We start from the raw sequence: 19512 nt of genomic DNA, 5'->3' as shown, positions 1-19512 counted from the left end.
CCTCAGTGATTGACACTACGCAACACGTTGTCGACGGCGGTGCCGAGCTTGTCGACGATCAGATCGATCTCGGCAGCCGAAGCGATATAGGGCGGCGCCAGCAGCACATGGTCGCCACGGACGCCGTCCACGGTACCGCCACCGGGATAGCAGCTGAGCCCGTTGGCGAAGGCTTCCGCCTTGATCTTCTGGTTCAGCTTGAGCGCCGGATCGAACGAGGTGCGTCCGGCGCGATCGGCGACGAGCTCGATCGCCCAGAACAGGCCGCGGCCCCTGATATCGCCGACATGGCGGTGATTGCCGAAGCGCTCGGTCAGCCGCTGCTCGAGCTGTTTGCCGCGCTCCTTGACGCGGTCGAGCAGGCGGTCCTCGCGGATCACATCCTGCACCGCGAGCGCGGCCGCGCAGGCGAGGGGATGCGCCAGATAGGTGTGGCCATGCTGGAACGCGCCGGAGCCCGCGCGGATGGTGTCGATGATCTTGCCGCTCGCGAGCATCGCGCCGATCGGCTGGTAGCCGCCGCCGAGGCCCTTTGCGATCGCCTGGATATCAGGAGCAATGCCCTCCTGCTCCCAGGCGTGCGTCGTGCCGGTGCGGCCCATGCCGCTCATGACTTCGTCGAGGATGAGGAGGGCGCCATGCCGGTCGCAGATCTCACGCACCGCCTTGAAGTAGCCGTCCGGTGCCGTCACCGCACCGGCGGTGGCGCCGACAACAGGCTCTGCGAGGAACGCCGCAACGGTGTCCGGTCCAAGCCGCTGAAACTCGGCTTCGAGCTCCGCGGCCAGTCGCGCCACGAACTGCGCATCGGATTCGCCCTCGTGCTTCTCGTGATAGGCAAAGGCCGGCGTCACATGGCTGAAGGCGCCGGACAGCAGGGGCGCATAGGGCGCGCGCCGCCAGGCATTGCCACCGGCGGCGAGCGCGCCGAGCGTGTTGCCGTGATAGCTCTGCCGCCGCGCAATGAAGTGCTGCCGCTGCGGCTCGCCGCCTTCGATGAAATATTGCCGCGCCAGCTTGATGCTGGCTTCGATCGCCTCCGATCCGCCGCTGACGAAATAGGCGTAGGCGAGACCGCCGGGTTCATGCCCGACCAGCGTCTCGGCCAGCACCTCGGCCGGCTCGGAGGAGAAGAAGGCGGTGTGCGCATAGGCCAGCGTCGAGGCTTGTTTTGTCATCGCCGCGATCACGCGCGGATGCTGATGGCCGAGGCAGGAGACGGCTGCGCCGCCGGAGGCGTCGATCACGCGCCGCCCGCCCTCGGCGAAAAGATAGACGCCTTCGCCGCCGATCGCCTTGGGCGGCGTTTCGCGCAACGAACGGTGCAGCACGCGGCTGGTGCGAGCGGCCATGGGTCAACCTTTCTCTGGGACGTAAGTGGAGGCCGCGGCGAGCCGCGCCTCGGTGGTTTCCAGGCGCTTCTTGGCGGCCGTGCCACCGAGCGAGAATGTGACCGCCGCGAGCGATTGCGCAATCGCGATGGCACCCGTGAGACTCGGGAAGAAGCCGGGGGACGAGGCCGCCTCGAACAGCAGCACGTGGTCGGCGCCTTCGGCCATCGGCGCCGAGAGGCTGTCCGCGATCGCGATCAGCGCTGCGCCGGCACGATGGGCGGCCTGCGCAACACGGACGCTCGCATGCGTGTAGGGCAGGAAGCCGATGACGATGACGGCTTCGCCGGGACGAAAGGCGCCGAGATCGAGATCGTCGGGGCCGGATGCACCGACGAGTTGCACCTGTTCGGGACGGAACAGCCGGAGCTCGTAGTTCAAGAGCTCCGCGACGCCCCGGCAGCTTCGGTAGCCGGCAATCCAGATCCGCTTGGCGTCGTGCAGCGCGCGGGCTGCATCCGCAATCGGCTGGGCCGGAATGCGCAGAAGGCCGGCGCCCTCGGCCTCGAGCTTGTCGGTGACGAGCGCGACATCGGCGTTCGGGCCGTGACGGCGGCTCTTGGCGCGGCCGGAGAAAGGTGAGATCTGCGATGGCCGCCGCGCTTCGGTGAGCGCCGCGCGCAACTGGTCCCAGCCGGAATAGCCGATGGCCTTGGCAAGCCGCGTGAATGCGGCCGGGTCGGCGCCGGCCTCGGCGGCGAGATCGCGCATCGAACGGGTGGTGGCGTCGTAGTCATTGGCGGCAACGAAGCGGCCGACCTCCTGCAGGCGCAGGGGGAGCGATGGCAACGCAATGCGCAGTTCGCTCAAGGGCGAGGATTTCGCGGGCTCGGCCATGAAACATTTGTTGCACGATTTTCAGATTGGTGCAACAGTTGACGTGCGCCGCCGGAAATCGTTGCTCTTGAGAAGGGTTTTTGTGCTGTGACTTCAGACAGTCCGAGACCGCCGCCCCGCCGTCGCTTCTTCGGCGGATTTGGGCGCCGAGAGCTGCAAGGCCTGTTCTGGCAGGTGCTCGTCGTCGGGATCGTGCTTGGGGTTGTCGCCTTCCTCTGGTCCAACACCGTCACCAATCTCTCGGCCCGCCGCATCACCACCGGCTTCGCTTTCCTCGGCCGCGAAGCCGGCATGCCGATCGCCGACAGCCTGCTCGCCTATAATCCGAGAGACACGTACCTGTGGGCCTTCGTCGTCGGCATCGCCAACACCTTGCGCGTCGCCGTGATCGGCATCGTGCTCGCGACGATCCTGGGCACGCTGATCGGCATTTCGCGTCTCTCCGCCAACTGGCTGTTGTCGCGGCTCGCCGCCGTCTATGTCGAAACGCTCCGCGACATCCCGCTGCTGCTTCAGCTCCTGTTCTGGTACGTCTTGATGCAGGCACTGCCGGCCGCGCGCGCGGCCTGGCGGCCGGTCGAGGGCGTATTTCTGTCCAATCGCGGCCTGATCCTGCCGGCAATCCCGCTGGGCTCGCCGCAGCTCTGGGTGCTCGGTACAGCCGTGCTCGGGCTTGCCGTGTTCTATCTCATCAGGCGATGGCTGATCGCGCAGCAGATGCGCGACGGCAAGCCGCGGCCGGCGTGGCCCTTTGCGGTTGGCCTCATCGTCGCGCTGCCGGCGGCAATGTCCGTGGCGCTTGGTGTGTCCTGGAAGATCGAATGGCCGGAGCTGCGCGGCTTCAACTTCGTCGGCGGGCTGACGCTCGCGCCGGAGTATTTCGCGCTGCTGATCGCGCTCGTGACCTATACCTCGGCCTTCATTGCCGAGATCGTGCGCAGCGGCATCCAGTCCGTGCCGCGCGGACAATGGGATGCCGCCAATGCGCTCGGCTTGCGCCGCAGCTTCATGCTGCGCCAGATCATCCTGCCGCAGGCGCTGCGCGTCATCGTACCGCCGATGACGAGCCAGTATCTCAACCTGACCAAGAACTCCTCGCTCGCGGTTGCGATCGGCTACCAAGACGTAGTGTCTGTCGCCAATACCACGCTGAACCAGACCGGGCAGGCGATCGAGGCCATCGCGCTGATCATGGCGGTGTTCCTGACCATCAGCCTCGGCATCAGCTTCTTCATGAACTGGTACAATTCGCGCATCGCGCTGGTGGAGCGCTGATCATGACGGCGATCACCGACATTCCGGACGCCCCGCGCGCTGCCCGCCGCCCGCAGATGGGCAATCCGGTGCTGCGCTGGCTGCGCACCAATTTGTTCTCGTCGATTCCCAACGCCGTTCTTTCGGTCGTGCTGCTGGCGATCCTCGCCAAGGGCATCTTCAGCTTCGTGCAGTGGGGCATCGCGAATGCCGTGTGGCTCACGCCGGCAAACGACTCCAGCGCCTGCCGCGCCGCGCGCGGCCTCGGTGCCTGCTGGGCGATCATCCCCGAAAAATATCGCTTCATCCTGTTCGGCACCTATCCGTTCGACGAGCAGTGGCGGCCGGCGCTGTCGGTGGTGCTGTTCATCGCGCTGTTCTATCTCTCCACCCGCCGCGCCCTGTGGCGGCGCGAGCTGGCCTATATCTGGATCGGCGCGCTCGCGTTGATCAGCGTACTGATGTGGGGCGGCGTGTTCGGGCTCTCCTTTGTGTCGCAGGACCGTTGGGGCGGATTGCCGGTGACGCTGATCCTGGCGACGTTTGGTCTCGCGTTCGGCTTCCCGCTCGGAATCCTGGTCGCACTCGGCCGGCGCTCAAAGCTGCCGGCGATCCGCTCGCTCTCGGTGCTCTATGTCGAGCTGATCCGCGGCGTGCCGCTGGTGAGTCTGTTGTTCATGGCGAGCGTGATGTTTCCGCTGTTCATGCCGAGTGGATTCAACATCGACAAGCTGTTGCGCGCGCAGATCGCCATCATCCTGTTCGCGGGCGCCTACCTTGCCGAAGTCATCCGTGGCGGCCTCCAGGCCGTGCCGCGCGGGCAATATGAGGCCGCCGATGCGCTGGGGCTGTCCTACTGGCGCAAGCATCGCCTGATCGTCCTGCCGCAGGCGATCCGCCACGTCATCCCGCCGCTGGTCAACACCTTCATCGCTTTCTTCAAGGACACCAGCCTGGTCCTGATCATCGGCATCTTTGACCTGCTGACGACGGCCAAGACCGCGATCATCGATCCCGCCTGGCAGCAATTCTCGGTCGAGGTCTACATCTTCGTTGCCGCGATCTACTTTGTGTTTTGCTTTGCGATGTCGCGGTACAGTCGCGGCCTGGAGGCGAATACCGCCTCGAGGTGAGCGGCTTTCCCCGCCGCGGGAGCGGGCCAGAAGCGCTGGAAGCCCATACTGGAGCGCGAAATGCTTATGCCGCGCCTATATCGCGTGCCTGGATTCAAACTGGCAATCCTACGCGGCGAGATCCATCTGCAATTTGCTGGTGGCACTCACAAGAGGCACGTCACATCATGATGAAATCAGTTCTCGCAGCGTCGGCCATGCTGGTCGCGCTTTGCTCCGCCGCCTCTGCCCACGAGGCAATGAATCACTCGCACATGGCTTCGGCGGCCACCGCCCAGATGTCGGAAACGCATCCGAACTCCTTCGCCTTCGCCGCTCCAACGGATGAGGCCGGATACGATGCGCATCGGTATCACGGCGGGCCGAAAGCGAACGACTAAGGTCTGACCGGCGCACGGCGGGGGACGGCCAAGCCTCCGCCGTGCGGCCCGCGTCAGGCCTTCACCTTGGGATCGATCGGCGTGGAGCCGCGCAGACCCAGAATATCTTCCAATACCTTCGCGCCGGCGATCACCTGCGCATCCGCGCGCGGGGCACCGACGACCTGTACGCCGACCGGGAGGCCAGACGCCGTGAAGCCGCAGGGCAGCGACAGCGACGGGCAGCAGGCGAGCGTGATAGCGTAGACGATGCCGAGCCATTCGACATAGTTCTCGAACTTCTTGCCGGCGCATTCGGCGACATAGCGGTGCTCGATCGGGAAGGGCGGCACGATCGTGGTTGGCGTCAACAGCAGGTCGTAGTTTTTGAAGAACTCGATCGCGCGCGCGGTCATGCCGACGCGTTGCGCCTCGGCGCGCGCGAGCTGCTCGACGGTGAGCTTGAGGCCTTCCTCGATGTTCCAGATCACCTCGGGCTTCAGGAGGTCGCGCTTGGTCCGCAGCAGATTGGCCTTGGTGATCGCGAAATCGAAGGCGCGCAGGACGTGGAAGCATTCATGCGCCTCGCGCCAGTCCGGATGCGCTTCCTCCACGATCGCGCCGGCCTCCGCAAAGCGTTCCGCGGCCTTGCGCGTGATCGCCTTGACCTCTGGATCGACCGGCGTGATGCCGAGATCGGGCGAATAGGCGATGCGCTTCGGCTTCTTGCCTGACTGCGCCGCCGACAGGAACGAGGTCGCAGGCGCCGGCAGCGACAGCGGGTCGTCCGCATAGTCGCCGCTCATGGCATCCAACAGCAGCGCAAGATCCTCGACGTTGCGCGCCATCGGCCCCACCACGCCGAGATTGCGGTCGATCGCCGATTTGGGCGTATGCGCGACGCGGCCGATGCTCGGCCGCATGCCAACCACGCCGCAGAAGGCCGCGGGGCTGCGCAAGCTGCCGCCCATGTCGGAGCCCTGGGCGAGCCAGGCCATGCCGGTGGCCAGCGCCACCGCCGCGCCGCCGGAGGAGCCGGCCGCAGACTTCGTCGAATCCCAGGGATTGAGCGTCGCGCCGAACACTTCGTTGAACGTGTTGGCGCCAGCGCCGAATTCCGGTGTGTTCGACTTGGCGTAGACGACCGCGCCATTGCCTTCGAGGTTCTCGACCATGAGATCGGACTGCTTGGGCACATTGTCCTTGAAGATCGGCGAACCCTGCGTATTCAGCACGCCCGCGACATCGGTCAGGTCCTTGATCGGTACCGGCAGGCCCGCGAGCAGCCCGCGCGCGCCGGCCGGCTTCTGCATCAGCGCCTTGGCGTTGTCCCGCGCGCGATCGAAGCATAGCGTCGGCAGTGCGTTGACCTTGCCGTCGACCTCACCGACGCGCTTCTCCAGCACATCCAGAAGCTCGAGCGGCGAGACGTCGCCGGATCGCAGCTTGTCGACGACGGTGCAGGCCGTTTCTCGGATCAGGTCTTGAGACAACTATTTTACTCCTGTGCTTATTCATTCGTCGTTGCGAGCGCAGCGAAGCAATCAGAACTGCCACAGCGGATGCATTTCTGGATTGCTTCGCTGCGCTCGCAATGACGGGAAAAAACTAACCCCAGCCCGCGCTGATGCCGCCATCCACGGTATAGATGACCCCCGACGTATATCCGGCGCGATCAGACGCCAGGAACGCCATGAGATCGCCGATCTCGCGCGCATGCGCGGGCCGGCCGAGCGGCAGGCTCTTCTGGAATTCCTTGTAACGGCTCTCATCGCCGAACTGGTGCTTTGCCCGCGTCTTGAGCAGGGTGACGTGGCGATCAGTGCCGACCGGGCCGGGATTGATGCCGACCACGCGGATGTTGTCGGCAAGGCTCTTGCCGCCGAGCGCGCGGGTGAAGGCCATCAATGCGGCGTTGCCGGCGCTGCCGCAGATGTAATTGGCGTCGAATTTTTCGCCGGCCGCGCCGATGTCATTGACGATGACGCCGCCGCCCTTCGCCTTCATCTGCGCGTAGATCTGCCGCGTCAGGTTGACGTAGCCGAACACTTTCAATTCCCAGGCGTGCCGCCAGGTCGCCTCGTCGATCTTGTCGATCGAGCCGCCGGGGATGTCGCCGGCATTGTTGACGAGCACGTCGATATCGGCGGCTTCCGTCGCGAGCCGCGCCAAATCCTCGGCCTTGCGCAGGTCCACGATGCTCGTCGCGGCATCGATCTGGTGCGCGGAGCGCAGACGGTCCGCCAGCGCCTTGAGCTGGTCGCCGCTGCGGGCGGCGAGCAGGAGGTTTGCGCCCTCCTCGGCAAACGCCTCGGCGGCGGCTGCGCCAATGCCTTTGGACGCGCCCGTGATCAGGACGCGCTTGCCACGCAGATGCAGATCCATGAAGGGTACTCGCTCGGTGGGAACATCAGGATCAAACCAGTAGGCGCTCGGCCGCGCCACGGTCAACATTGCAGTGCAGCGTTGCACTGCTGCCGAGTTTGGTCCATTGCAGTGCGGTCAAAAAGGCGGCGGCTGCCGGACCAACCAAGGACGTTCTCGATGAGCAAGAAACAGTACCGGATTGCAGTCATTCCCGGCGACGGCATCGGCAAGGAAGTGATGCCCGAGGGCCTGCGCGTTCTCGAGGCAGCGGCGAAGAAGCACGGGGTGTCCCTGCATTTCGACCATTTCGACTTCTCGTCCTGGGACTATTACGAGAAGCACGGCCAGATGATGCCCGACGACTGGAAGGAAAAGATCGGCAAGCATGACGCGATCTATTTCGGCGCCGTCGGCTGGCCGGCCAAGATTCCGGATCACGTCTCGCTGTGGGGTTCGCTGATCAAGTTTCGCCGCGAGTTCGACCAATACGTGAATTTGCGCCCGGTGCGGCTGATGCCCGGCGTGCCGTCGCCGCTGGCGAACCGCAAGCCCGGCGACATCGATTTCTGGGTGGTGCGCGAGAACACCGAAGGTGAATATTCCTCCGTCGGCGGCCGCATGTTCCCGGACACCGACCGCGAGTTCGTGACGCAGCAGACGGTGATGACCCGCATCGGCGTCGACCGCATCCTGAAATTCGCTTTCGAGCTCGCGCAGTCGCGGCCGAAGAAGCACCTGACCTCGGCGACCAAGTCGAACGGCATCTCCATCACCATGCCCTATTGGGACGAGCGCGTGGAGGCGATGGCGAAGAAGTTTCCGGGCGTGAAGTGGGACAAGTACCACATCGACATCCTGACCGCGAACTTCGTGCTGCATCCGGACTGGTTCGACGTCGTGGTCGGCTCGAATCTGTTCGGCGACATCCTCTCCGATCTCGGCCCGGCCTGCACCGGCACCATCGGCATCGCGCCATCAGGCAACATCAATCCCGAGGGCGATTTCCCCTCGGTGTTCGAGCCGGTGCACGGCTCGGCACCCGACATCGCGGGGCAGGGCATCGCCAACCCGATCGGCGCGATCTGGTCCGGCGCGATGATGCTCGAGCACCTCGGCGAGAAGGAAGCCGGCAAGTCGATCGTCGATGCGATCGAGCGCACGCTCGCCGAACGCACGCTCCGCACCAAGGATCTCGGCGGCAACGCCGACACCACCGCCTGCGGCAAGGCGGTTGCGGATATGGTGGATTGAGGCGGCAGATCTTCCCCTCTCCCCTTGTGGGAGAGGGTGGCTCGCCGCGTAGCGGCGAGGCGGGTGAGGGGTCTGTCTCCGCAGAGACGGGCCTCCCGTCCGAGAAGTTTTTCTTCGCGGAGAGAACCCCTCATCCGGCGCTTCGCGCCACCTTCTCCCACAACGGGAGAAGGGAAGGGCAGCGGTGTTTTTGGCGCACCCTAGACATACGATTTCCGCGTTGGATCGAAGATCGGCGGATAGTCGTTCTCGTCGAGTAGATCGAGAAACGGATCGAGCCCCCTGGACTTGATCAGCCCGAGCTCCTGATGCGAGATCAGGTTCACGGTCAGGATCTCCACGGGATCGCTCGCGATCTCCAGCGCCTCGGCGATCTGCTTATCGGGGCCGATGATCGGTGTGAGAAACAGGAACGTCTGGAAGTCCGTTCCTGCAACCGGCGGACACGGCAGCGCGACGTGATGACCAAAACCGAACCAGGTCGTGTCGATGAACGGCAGATTGGCGAGCCAGCGCAGATTGGCGCAAACCTCCTCTGTCGGCTCCCGGACATACCACATCAGCTCGGCACGTGGCTTTGCGTCGCCATGCACCCCCGGCATTCGCTGTTCGCTCATGCCGTTGGTCAGAAGCACATAACCTTCGTCAGATCCCTCTTCGCACACCGGCACGAAATCGCGGCCAAAGGCGTGGATGTCGATGCGGCGCTCCGCGCTGTCGGTGAAGCTGTGCTCGGGCTCGCCCAGCTCGCTTTCATAGATCGCGAGCCGGTGCCGGTAGAAGTCGGTTTCGGGTAACGGCTCGCTCGAGCCGGACATGAGCTTTGCAAGACGGGAGAACATGTGAACCTCGAGGGCGGATGTGGACCGGGATATCCGCGTTGTCGCGAGACGACGCGGGCCGGTTCAAATCCGTTCCACGAGTGCGGTGATGCTTCGCTTTAGTCCAGACCTCGTTGCGCGATAGTGCACTTGGCCGGGCTATTCTCAGCGATGCGCTTCGTTCCCGACTAGCCCGCGATCTTCTCGATCGCCGCCTGATCCAGCCCGAACTTCGTCCCGGCCTCCAGGATTTCCTGCCAGGTGGTCGGGTCGACCGGAATGCCTTCGGCCAGACGCTTCTTCCTGGTCTCGCGCTCGGGATCGCCGGCGATCTTCACCTTGTCGACGCCGGGAGCGGGCGGCGAGCCGGTGTGCCAGGCAACAAAACTCTCGACCTCGCTCGCAAGGTTGTCGCCGGTGCCGAGCTTGTTCGGGTCGATGACGATCGAGAGCATGCCGTTGAGGACGTTGTACTTGCCGTCGGACGGGCCCTTGACCACCTGCCCGCCGGAGAGCGCGCCGCCGAGGATTTCGCACACCAGTGCGAGGCCGGAGCCCTTGTGCTCGCCGAACGGCAGGATGGCGCCGTGCGGCGGGATCACGGTGTAGCGCGGGTTGGTGGTCGGCTTGCCTTCATTATCGATGATGGTGCCAGGCTCGAGTTCGACGCCCTTGTTGTGGGCGACGCGGGTCTTGCCCTGCGCGATCCTGCTGGTGGCGAAGTCGAGCACGATCGGGTCCTTGCCCCTGCGCGGGATGCCGACGCAGAACGGGTTGGTGCCGTGGCGCGCATCGCTGCCGCCCCACGGCGCCACGATCGGGCGCGAGATCACGTTGACGAAGTGGATCGAGACCAGCCCGTGGTCGATGCACTGCTCGGCCCAATGGCCGATGCGGCCGATGTGGTGCGAGTTGGAGAGGCCGACGAGACACACGCCGTTGCGCTTGGCGCGCTCTGCCGCCAGCTCCATCGCTTCATGGCCGATCACCTGGCCATAGCCGGTGAGGCCGTCGAGGGTGAGAAGCGGGCCGGTGTCGAGCACGACCTTGACGTGCGCGTTCACGGCGAGGCCGCCCGTGGTGACGCTCTGGACATAGCGCGGGATCATGCCGACGCCGTGCGAGTCATGTCCTCTAAGATTGGCCTCGACGAGGTTGGTGGACACGAGCTCGGCTTCGCGGTCCGTAGACCCGCCCGCCTTGACGATGGCACGGACGACGTTGGTGAGCGGCTCTGCCTTGATGGTGCGATAGTCGGCCATTGTTGTTGCTTTTATCCCTTCACGATCCGGCGGCAATGGACCCATGCCGCTTCAATCAGGTTCTCGCTCGCTTCCGGCGTGCGGAAGGCCGAATGCGCCGACAGCGTCACGTTCGGCAGTCTTGTCAGCGGATGGTCGCCGGGCAGGGGCTCGATGTTGAAGACGTCGAGGCCGGCATGGCGGATATGCCCCGACTTCAGCGCGTCGATCATCGCCTGCTCGTCGACGACCGCGGCACGCGCGGTGTTGATCAGGATGACACCGGGCTTCATCGCAGAAATCTTCTCGCGCGTGATCATGCCGCGGGTCTCGTCGTTGAGCAGCAGATGGAGCGACACGACGTCGCTTCTCGCCAGCAGCGTGTCGAGATCGGTGAACTCGACGCCAGGATGGCTCTTTGGCGATCGGTTCCAGGCGATCACCTTCATGCCTGAGCCGACCGCAATGCGTGCGACTTCCGCGGCGATGCCGCCGAAGCCGATCAGGCCGAGCGTCTTGCCGGTGAGCTGCATGCCATCCTCGCGCAGCCAGTTGCCGCCGCGCATCTCGCGATCCATCATCGCGATGACGCGGGCGGAGGCCCACATCAGCGCAATCGCGGATTCGGCGACGGCGGTGTCGCCATAGCCCTTGATCAGGTGCACGGAGATGCCGAGCTCGGCGAGTTCTTCCGGATTCATGTAGCTGCGCGCGCCGGTGCCGAGGAACACGACGTGCTTCAGCCCCGCGCATTTCTTCGCGACCTCGGTCGGCAGCGCGGTGTGATCGACGATGGCGATCTCGGCACCATCGAGGACTTCAGGATATTGCTCCGGCTTGATGTCGGGATCCCTGTGGATCCGCACCTTGGGGTCGCCGGGCTTCTCCAGCCGCTCCATGATCACGGCGAGGGCTTCGTTGGCGTCGACGAAAACTCCGCGCATGGCTCTCTCCGATCAGGACGCGACGCCGGCGATCGCCAGCACGGTATGCATCAGCACGTTGGTGCCCGCGGCGCAGTCGGGCTGCGTGGCGTCTTCCAGCTCGTTGTGGCTGATGCCGTCCTTGCAGGGCACGAACACCATCGCCGCCGGCATGACGGTGTTGAGGTTGCAGGCATCGTGGCCGGCGCCGGAGGTGATGCGGCGGGAGGAATAGCCGAGCGTCTTCGCTGCGTTCTCGACCGCCGCGATCAGCTTGGGATCGAAATGCGTCGGCGGCTTGCGCCAGACCAGGTCGATCTTGACCTCGACCTTGCGGCGCGCGGCGATCTCGGCAGTGGCGGCGCGCAGATCGCGATCGAGCGCGTCCATGATGGCGCCATCCGCGCTGCGGCAGTCCATGGTGAAGGCGATCTCGCCGGGAATGACGTTGCGCGAGGGGTTTGCGATCACGGCCTCGCCGATGGTGCCGACTGCTTTCGGCCCGTGCTTCTTCGCGATGGCCTCCATCGCCAGCACGATTTCGGAGAGCGTCGCGAGCGCATCGCGCCGCAGCGGCATCGGCGTCGATCCGGCATGGCTCTCGAAGCCGGAAATCTTGCCGTCGTACCAGAGCACGCCCTGGCCGGAATCGACCACGCCGATGGTCTTGCCTTCGGCCTCGAGGATCGGACCCTGCTCGATGTGCAGCTCGACGAAGCAGCCGAGCTTCTGGAAGCCGACCGGCTTGTCGCCGCGATAGCCGATGCTGTCGAGCGCCTGGCTGACGGTCGTGCCGTCGATATCCTTGCGCGACAGGATGTCGTCGGTGGTGAAATCGCCGACGTAAGCGGCGGACGCCATCATCGCCGGTGCGAAGCGCGAGCCTTCCTCGTTGGTCCAGTTGACGACGCAGATCGGCGCTTCGGTTTCGATGCCTGCGTCGTTCAGCGTGCGGATCACTTCCAGCGCGCCGAGCGTCCCCAGAATGCCGTCATACTTGCCGCCGGTCGGCTGGGTATCGAGATGCGAGCCGATGCCGACGGGCAGCTTCGACATGTCGCGGCCCTTGCGCAGGCCGAACTGTGAGCCGAGCGCATCGGCGTGCACCTCGAGGCCGGCGTCCTCGCAGGCCTTGCGGAACCAGTCGCGCACTTGCTTGTCTTCGCTGCTCAGCGTCAGCCGCCGCACGCCGCCCTTGGCCGTCCCGCCAAACTGCGCGGTCTCGTGGATGGAGCCCCAGAGGCGGGCGGAATCGATCTGCAGATTGGTGGCGGCTCGGCTCATGCGGTCGGTCTCTCGGTTGTCCGGCGCCTTTTTCAATGACGCGCCGGCGCGGACTCGTCAACCGCGAGGCTGCTCTGCGCAATCTGCCGTGCGAGCTCGGCGACGCGCTCCACCGCGACGACGTCAGGCGAGGCGAGCCAGCTCGCCGTGAATGTCAGCGGCGCTATGGCGAGATCGGTTTTGAGCAGTTGCAACCGCCCGTCGGCGAGCTCGTTCTCGACGATGGCGTCGGGGATCACGGCGATGCCGAGCCCTTCGACCGCCATGTGGATGACCGTCGCCAGCGATGCGGACGCATGCAGCCGGATCGGCGGCAGTTCCGGCCGGTCGAAGACTTCGCGCACGACCTCGTAAGGCCTGGTCTTGCGCGGGAAGGTGATGATCGGAAACCGCGCGAGGTCGGCGCGCGTCACCGGGCCGTTGCCGAGCCCGAGCGAGGGGCTTGCGAGAAAGCCGATCGGATAATCCGCGAGCACGCGATTGTGGACGCCCGAGGCCGACAGCGGCCCCACCACGAAGGCAAGCTCGATCTCCTGCGCGAGCAGGCGCGCAGTGAGGTTCGGCGTGATGTCGACCTCGATCTCCAGTGACAGGTTCGGATAGACTTCGTTCATGCTCTTGACGAGCCGCGGCAGCCAGGTGTGCACGATGGTCTCGGCGACGCCGAGGCGCATCACGCCGCGCATCGCCGAGCGGTCGCCGATCTCGGCGATCATCGCCGCCCTCAGACCGATCAACTTCTCCGCATAGACCATCATCTGCCGGCCGCTCGGCGTCGGCGAAGCAACGCGATGATCGCGGTTGAGGAGCTTTACGCCCATCTCGCGCTCGAGCTGGGCGATGCGCTGGGAGATCGCCGGCTGGGTCGTATTGAGCCGTGCTGCGGCGCCGCGAAAGCTGCCGAGCTTCACAACCCAAAGGAAGGTTTCGATCGACCTGAAGTCCAGCATGAGAAGGATTTTCCCGATCGATAAATCTAATTTATCAAGATCGATTAGAAAGGAAGATTAGACTTTATAGCATGCTTGGTGTTGGCTGTCTTTGTCGAGTTTATAGGCAGGTCGATCAAATGACTGTTTTGGTGGCAGCGCAGCAAACTGAAACGCCCGACACGCTCCCGAGCCGCCAGGCGCGGCTCGCCTATCGCGGCGGCCAGGTCGGATCTACTGCCGGCGTCGCCCCCGGCTTCGTCCAGGGCAATCTGGCGATCCTGCCGGCCGAATACGCCAGCGCCTTTCACCGCTTCTGCCAGCTCAATCCGAAACCGTGCCCGATCATCGGCATGTCCGACGTCGGCAGCCCGCACATCCCCGCGCTCGGCGCCGATCTCGACATCCGCACCGACGTGCCGCGCTACCGCATCTGGCGCGACGGCGAGGTGGTCGACGAGCCGACTGACGTGACCAAGCATTGGCGCGACGATCTCGTGACCTTCGTGCTCGGCTGCTCGTTCTCGTTCGAAGAGGCGTTGCTCGACGAGGGCATGCCGATCCGTCACATCGAGCAGAACGTGCGCGTGCCGATGTACCGCACCAACATCGCCTGCGGCGAGGCCGGTCCGTTCGCCGGTCCCATGGTGGTGTCGATGCGTCCGTTCAAGCCGGCCGATGCGATCCGCGCGGTGCAGATCACCTCGCGTTATCCCGCCGTGCACGGTGCCCCCGTGCATCTCGGCCATCCGCATTTGATCGGCATCAAGGATCTCGCCAAGCCGGATTACGGCGATCCCGTGCCCGTCGCCGACGACGAGATCCCGGTGTTCTGGGCCTGCGGCGTGACGCCGCAATCGGTGATCAACGCCGCCAGGTTGCCGTTCGCGATCACGCATTCGCCCGGCCTGATGCTGGTGACGGATCTGAAGAACCGGAACATGGCCGTGATTTAGTAGGCAGCGTTTGCTGCTTCTTCGGGCTTTACCGCGTCCATCAATCGCTCCATTCGATCAGTCGAAATTTAGTAACAGGGGACTTTGCCATGACGATCTCTCGCCGCGACGTGCTGCTTGGTGCCACAGCCACTGCCGCGCTGGTGCCGCTCGCTGCACGCGCCCAGACCTCCGAGGTCGTGATCGGCGTGATCTATCCGTTCTCCGGCGGCAGCGCGCAGCAGGGCGTCGACGCGCAGAAGGCCTATGAGACCGCGCTCGAGGTCATCAACAAGGACACCGATTTCGATCTGCCGCTGGCCAAGGGCGAGGGTCTGCCGGGCCTCGGCGGCGCAAAAGTCCGCCTCGTGTTCGCCGACCACCAGGCCGATCCGCAAAAGGGCCGCGCCGAGGCCGAGCGCCTGATCACGCAGGAGAAGGTCTCCGCGATCATCGGCACCTATCAAAGCGCGGTCGCCGTCACCGTCAGCCAGATCTGCGAACGCTACCAGATCCCGTTCGTCTCCGCCGACAACTCCTCGCCGAGCCTGCATCGCCGCGGCCTCAAATATTACTTCCGCGCTGCCCCGCATGACGAGATGTACTCGGCTGCGATGTTCGACTTCTTCGATGCCTTGAAGAAGAAGGGCACCAAGATCGAGACGCTGTCGCTGTTCCACGAGGACACCATCTTCGGCACCGATTCCGGCAACGCCCAGGCCAAGATCGCCGGAGAACGCGGTTACAAGATCGTCTCCGACATCAAGTATCGCGCCAATTCGCCGTCGCTGTCGGCCGAAGTGCAGCAGCTCAAGAGCGCCAATGCCGACGTGCTGATGCCCTCGAGCTACACCACCGACGGCATCCTGCTGGTCAAGACCATGGGCGAGCTCGGCTACAAGCCGAACGCGATCGTGGCGCAGGACGCCGGCTTCTCGGAGAAGGCGCTCTATGATGCCGTCGGCGACAAGCTCGAAGGCGTGATCTCGCGCGGCACCTTCTCGCTCGATCTCGCGCAGAAGCGTCCCATGGTCGGCAAGATCAACGAGATGTTCAAGGCGCGCTCGGGTAAGGACTTCAACGACCTGACCTCGCGCCAGTTCATGGGCCTGATCATCCTGGCCGACGCCGTCAACCGCGCCAAGTCGGCCGACGGCGAGAAGATCCGCGATGCACTGGCCGCGACCGACATCCCGGGCGAGCAGACCATCATGCCCTGGAAGCGCGTCAAGTTCGACGAGGCCGGCCAGAACAACGACGCCGACCCGGTGCTGCTGCAATATATCGGCGGCAAGTTCGTCACCATCTTCCCGCCGCAGGCCGCGATCGCCGAAGCGACCTGGCCGATGAAGTAAGATTGGGAAGCGGGAGCTCGGACGTAGCTCCCGCCCTCATCCTGAGGAGCGGGCGTAGCCCGCGTCTCGAAGGACGAGGGCTGGGCCATCCTTCGAGACGCGCGCTGGTGCGCGCTCCTCAGGATGAGGATCTATTTCGGGGGACGACTTTTGACAGCTCAAGCCATTATCCAGAGTCTCGCGAGCGGCCTTCTGATGGGCCTGCTCTACGGACTGATCGCGGTCGGCCTCGCGCTGATTTTCGGCCTGATGGACGTCACGAACTTCGCCCATGGCGAATTCCTGATGCTCGCGATGTACCTGTCCTTCTTTCTGTTCGCGTTCTTCGCGATCGATCCCCTGCTGTCGGCCCCATTGGTCGCAGCGGCGATGTTCGTGTTCGGAGCGGTGGTCTATCTACTCCTTGTACGCTTCGCCATGCGGGCCAAGGCCAATGCCGGCATGGTGCAGATCTTCACGACTTTCGGCCTTGCGATCGTGATGCGCGGCCTCGCGCAGTACTTCTTCACGCCGGACTATCGCAGCATTCCACAGTCCTGGCTTGGCGGTAAAACCATCTCGGTCGCCGGCATCTTCCTGCCCGAGCCGCAGCTCATCGGTGCGCTGGTCTCGATCGCGGCCTTCGCCGGGCTCTACCTCTTCATCAACCGCACCGACTTCGGCCGCGCGCTGGAAGCCACCCGCGAGGATCCCGGCGCCGTCGCGCTCGTCGGCATCGACAAGAACCGCGTGTTCGCGTTCGGCTGGGGCCTCGGCGCCGCGCTGGTCGGTCTCGCCGGTGCGATCATGGCGGTGTTCTTCTACATCTATCCCGATGTCGGCGCGTCGTTCGCGCTGATCGCCTACGTGACCGTGGCGCTCGGCGGCTTCGGCAGCGTGTTCGGCGCCTTCGCCGGCGGCATCATTGTCGGCCTGGTCGAAGCGGTGACCGCGCTGGTGTTGCCGCCATCGCTGAAGTCCGTCGGCATCTATGCCGTCTATCTCCTCGTCGTCTTCATCCGGCCGCGCGGCCTGTTCGGGTCGATGTGATGGACAAGGCTTTTGCAGCGCGGCGCCGCCGCGACCTCATCATCGCCGCAGTGCTGGCCGGGCTCGCAGCGCTGGCTCCGCTGTTGATCAAGGATGTTTACGTCCAGAACATCCTGATCCTGACCCTGATGTATGCGGCGCTGTCGCAGAGCTGGAACATCCTGTCCGGCTATTGCGGGCAGATCTCGCTGGGACACGCGCTCTATTTCGGCATCGGCGCCTACACCACCGAGCTGCTGTTCACCAAGTTCGGCGTGCTGCCCTGGTTCGGCATGCTCGCCGGCGGCGTGATTGCGGCGATCATCGCAATGGGGCTCGGCTATCCCTTCTTCCGCCTGCGCGGCCATTACTTCGTGATCGCGACCATCGTCATCGCCGAGATCGGACTGCTCTTGTTCCAGAACTGGGAATGGGCGGGGGCTGCGATGGGAATCACCGTTCCCGTGCGCGGCGACAGCTGGCTGAAATTCCAGTTCATGCGCAGCAAGCTGCCGTACTTCTATTTCGCGCTGGTGCTGTGCAGCCTCGCCTGGTTCGTCACCTGGTGGCTGGAGGACTCCAAATGGGGCTTTTGGTGGCGCGCGGTGAAGGACAATCCGGAAGCGGCCGAGAGCCTCGGCGTCGTCGTGTTCAACTCCAAGATGGGCGCGGCCGCGGTCTCCGCCTTCCTCGTCGCCATCGGCGGTGCCTTCTATGCGCAGTTTCTCGCCTATATCGACCCCGAAAGCGTGATGGGCTTCCAGTTCTCGCTGCTGATGGCGCTGCCGGCCGTGCTCGGCGGCATCGGCACCCTCTGGGGGCCTGTGCTTGGGGCTGCCATCCTGATCCCGATGACGGAGCTGACGCGCTCTTATATCGGTGGCTCAGGCCGTGGCGTTGACCTCATCGTCTACGGCGCCCTGATCGTCGCGATCTCGCTGGCCCTGCCGCGCGGCTTGGTGAGCCTGTTCTCCCGTTCGAAAGCAAGAGGAGCCACGCGATGACTGCGCTCCTTGAAACCCGCGGCGTCTGGCAGCGGTTCGGCGGCCTCGTCGCCAACAGCGATGTCTCGATCTCGGTCGGCCGCGGCGAGATCGTCGGTCTGATCGGGCCGAACGGTGCCGGCAAGTCGACGCTGTTCAATCTCATCGCCGGCGTCTTGCCGCCGACGCAAGGGTCGATCTGGTTCGACGGCGAGGATGTCACGAACATGCCGGCGGCCGAGCGCTGCCAGCGTGGCGTCGGGCGCACCTTCCAGGTGGTCAAGAGCTTTGAGACCATGACTGTTATCGACAACGTCATTGTCGGTGCTCTCGTGCGCAACACCGTGATGCGCGAGGCACGCCGCAAGGCGCATGAGGTGCTCGAATTCACCGGCCTTGCCGCGCGCGCCGACGTGCTCGCGAGCGACCTCGTGCCGGCCGAGAAACGCCGCCTCGAAGTCGCCCGTGCGCTGGCGACCGAACCAAAGCTGCTGCTGCTGGACGAGGTCCTCACCGGCCTGACGCCGACCGAAGCGCAGACCGGCGTCGCGCTGGTGCGCAAGGTGCGCGATGCCGGCATCACCGTGTTGATGGTCGAGCATGTCATGGAGATCGTGATGCCGCTGGTCGACCGCGCCATCGTGCTCGACCTCGGCAAGGTGCTGGTCGAGGGTAAGCCTTCCGACGTCGTCCGCGATCCCAAGGTGATCAGCGCATATCTGGGAGATCGTCATGCTGTCGGTGCATGAAGTCACGACCGCCTATCAGGGTCTGGTCGCGATCTCCGCGGTCTCGATCGAGGTCCAGAAGGGCGAGATCGTCTGCGTTGCCGGCGCCAATGGCGCGGGCAAGTCGACGCTGCTCAAATCCATCGCCGGCGCCGAGCGTCCGCGCTCGGGCACGGTGACGTTCGACGGCAAGCGCCTCGACGGCATGGCGCAGCATCATATCACCGCCACCGGCATCGCCTATGTGCCGGAGAACCGCCGCCTGTTCCCGCGCCTGTCGGTGCGCGACAATCTGCGCCTCGGCAGCTATCTGTACCGCGGCGACGCCGACCGCGAGGGGCCGCTCAATCTCGTGTTCACGCTGTTCCCGCGTCTCCAGGAACGTTTGGAGCAGCGCGCCGAGACGCTGTCCGGCGGTGAGCAGCAGATGCTCGCGATCGGCCGCGCGCTGATGACGCGCCCGCGGCTGTTGATGCTGGACGAGCCCTCGCAAGGCATCATGCCGAAGCTGGTCGACGAAATCTTCCAGGCGGTACTGCGCATCCGCGACGCCGGCATGACCGTGCTGATCGTCGAGCAGCGCATGGCCGAGTGCCTGGAGATCGCCGACCGCGCCTACATCCTGCAAACCGGCCGCGTGCTGATGCAGGGCCCGGCCGCGGAGATCAGGGGGAACCCGGACGTACGGAAGGCGTATCTGGGGCTGTAGCTGC

General features: G+C 65.0%; 19 protein-coding genes. 10 read left to right on the top strand and 9 right to left on the bottom strand.

All coding sequences use genetic code 11. The features are described 5' to 3' along the window. Nucleotides 1-2 precede the first annotated feature (2 nt). Complete coding sequence (locus tag AB7G19_RS31215; protein ID WP_085403951.1) at nt 3-1352, bottom strand: aspartate aminotransferase family protein; 1350 nt, start codon at nt 1350-1352, stop codon at nt 3-5. Nucleotides 1353-1355: 3 nt separating this feature from the next. Then, nucleotides 1356-2228: a MurR/RpiR family transcriptional regulator gene (locus AB7G19_RS31210; protein WP_135215962.1), complete on the bottom strand. Its 873-nt coding sequence runs from the start codon at nt 2226-2228 to the stop codon at nt 1356-1358. 87 nt (nt 2229-2315) lie between these two features. On the opposite strand from AB7G19_RS31210, the gene AB7G19_RS31205 reads away from it, so the two are divergent. The 3 genes from AB7G19_RS31205 (at nt 2316) to AB7G19_RS31195 (ending at nt 4995) form a co-directional block, all read left to right on the top strand. Further along, complete coding sequence (locus AB7G19_RS31205) at nt 2316-3503, top strand: amino acid ABC transporter permease (RefSeq protein ID WP_085403949.1); 1188 nt, start codon at nt 2316-2318, stop codon at nt 3501-3503. Between the two features lie 2 nt (nt 3504-3505). Then, nucleotides 3506-4615, top strand: a complete 1110-nt coding sequence (locus AB7G19_RS31200; RefSeq protein ID WP_085403948.1) for an amino acid ABC transporter permease — start codon at nt 3506-3508, stop codon at nt 4613-4615. A 197-nt stretch (nt 4616-4812) separates the two neighbouring features. Further along, complete coding sequence (locus tag AB7G19_RS31195; protein WP_135215961.1) at nt 4813-4995, top strand: hypothetical protein; 183 nt, start codon at nt 4813-4815, stop codon at nt 4993-4995. Nucleotides 4996-5048: 53 nt separating this feature from the next. Here the strand turns inward: AB7G19_RS31195 and AB7G19_RS31190 are convergent, their stop codons facing one another. Both AB7G19_RS31190 and AB7G19_RS31185 read right to left on the bottom strand, forming a co-directional pair. Continuing rightward, a complete protein-coding gene (locus AB7G19_RS31190) occupies nt 5049-6467 on the bottom strand; it encodes an amidase (RefSeq protein WP_441268725.1) in 1419 nt (472 codons plus the stop codon). Between the two features lie 115 nt (nt 6468-6582). Next, nucleotides 6583-7359 carry an SDR family oxidoreductase gene (locus AB7G19_RS31185; RefSeq protein ID WP_085403946.1) on the bottom strand — a complete coding sequence of 259 codons (777 nt, stop codon included), beginning with the start codon at nt 7357-7359 and terminating at the stop codon, nt 6583-6585. A 159-nt stretch (nt 7360-7518) separates the two neighbouring features. Here AB7G19_RS31185 and AB7G19_RS31180 point away from each other — a divergent pair, with 159 nt between their 5' ends. Continuing rightward, the gene (locus AB7G19_RS31180) at nt 7519-8592 is read left to right on the top strand and encodes a tartrate dehydrogenase (protein WP_063984708.1); all 1074 of its coding nucleotides are present in this window, start codon (nt 7519-7521) and stop codon (nt 8590-8592) included. A 200-nt stretch (nt 8593-8792) separates the two neighbouring features. Here AB7G19_RS31180 and AB7G19_RS31175 read toward each other — a convergent pair whose 3' ends face one another. The 5 genes from AB7G19_RS31175 to AB7G19_RS31155 all read right to left on the bottom strand — a co-directional run bounded on the left by AB7G19_RS31175 (nt 8793) and on the right by AB7G19_RS31155 (nt 13811). After that, a complete protein-coding gene (locus AB7G19_RS31175) occupies nt 8793-9434 on the bottom strand; it encodes a suppressor of fused domain protein (RefSeq protein WP_071915765.1) in 642 nt (213 codons plus the stop codon). A gap of 167 nt (nt 9435-9601) precedes the next feature. After that, on the bottom strand, nt 9602-10675 hold the full coding sequence (locus AB7G19_RS31170; protein ID WP_071915764.1) for a malate/lactate/ureidoglycolate dehydrogenase: 1074 nt from the start codon (nt 10673-10675) through the stop codon (nt 9602-9604). Nucleotides 10676-10686: 11 nt separating this feature from the next. Beyond that, nucleotides 10687-11598, bottom strand: coding sequence for an NAD(P)-dependent oxidoreductase (locus AB7G19_RS31165; protein ID WP_085403945.1), 912 nt, complete (start codon nt 11596-11598; stop codon nt 10687-10689). Between the two features lie 12 nt (nt 11599-11610). Then, entirely contained in the window at nt 11611-12861 is a 1251-nt protein-coding gene (locus AB7G19_RS31160; protein WP_085403944.1) for a Zn-dependent hydrolase, read from the bottom strand. Between the two features lie 32 nt (nt 12862-12893). Then, nucleotides 12894-13811 carry a LysR family transcriptional regulator gene (locus tag AB7G19_RS31155; protein WP_085403943.1) on the bottom strand — a complete coding sequence of 306 codons (918 nt, stop codon included), beginning with the start codon at nt 13809-13811 and terminating at the stop codon, nt 12894-12896. A gap of 119 nt (nt 13812-13930) precedes the next feature. Here AB7G19_RS31155 and AB7G19_RS31150 point away from each other — a divergent pair, with 119 nt between their 5' ends. From AB7G19_RS31150 to AB7G19_RS31125, 6 genes are all read left to right on the top strand, one after another. Next, the gene (locus tag AB7G19_RS31150; protein WP_071915761.1) at nt 13931-14746 is read left to right on the top strand and encodes a putative hydro-lyase; all 816 of its coding nucleotides are present in this window, start codon (nt 13931-13933) and stop codon (nt 14744-14746) included. Nucleotides 14747-14835: 89 nt separating this feature from the next. Beyond that, the gene (locus tag AB7G19_RS31145; protein ID WP_085403942.1) at nt 14836-16080 is read left to right on the top strand and encodes an ABC transporter substrate-binding protein; all 1245 of its coding nucleotides are present in this window, start codon (nt 14836-14838) and stop codon (nt 16078-16080) included. A gap of 150 nt (nt 16081-16230) precedes the next feature. After that, the gene (locus tag AB7G19_RS31140; RefSeq protein ID WP_085403941.1) at nt 16231-17109 is read left to right on the top strand and encodes a branched-chain amino acid ABC transporter permease; all 879 of its coding nucleotides are present in this window, start codon (nt 16231-16233) and stop codon (nt 17107-17109) included. Beyond that, complete coding sequence (locus AB7G19_RS31135; RefSeq protein ID WP_063984699.1) at nt 17109-18092, top strand: branched-chain amino acid ABC transporter permease; 984 nt, start codon at nt 17109-17111, stop codon at nt 18090-18092. Before AB7G19_RS31140 ends, AB7G19_RS31135 begins: the two co-directional genes overlap by 1 nt. Further along, nucleotides 18089-18820 carry an ABC transporter ATP-binding protein gene (locus tag AB7G19_RS31130; protein ID WP_028146884.1) on the top strand — a complete coding sequence of 244 codons (732 nt, stop codon included), beginning with the start codon at nt 18089-18091 and terminating at the stop codon, nt 18818-18820. The genes AB7G19_RS31135 and AB7G19_RS31130 overlap by 4 nt, the downstream gene beginning before the upstream one ends. Further along, a complete protein-coding gene (locus AB7G19_RS31125; RefSeq protein WP_085403940.1) occupies nt 18804-19508 on the top strand; it encodes an ABC transporter ATP-binding protein in 705 nt (234 codons plus the stop codon). The genes AB7G19_RS31130 and AB7G19_RS31125 overlap by 17 nt, the downstream gene beginning before the upstream one ends. Nucleotides 19509-19512 lie beyond the last annotated feature (4 nt).

The organism is Bradyrhizobium sp. 215_C5_N1_1, from assembly GCF_052075935.1.
In the GTDB taxonomy this organism is placed as follows: Bacteria; Pseudomonadota; Alphaproteobacteria; order Rhizobiales; family Xanthobacteraceae; genus Bradyrhizobium; species Bradyrhizobium barranii.
Note: the sequence above shows the minus strand (reverse complement) of the source record. Positions and strands in the feature narration are given on the sequence as shown.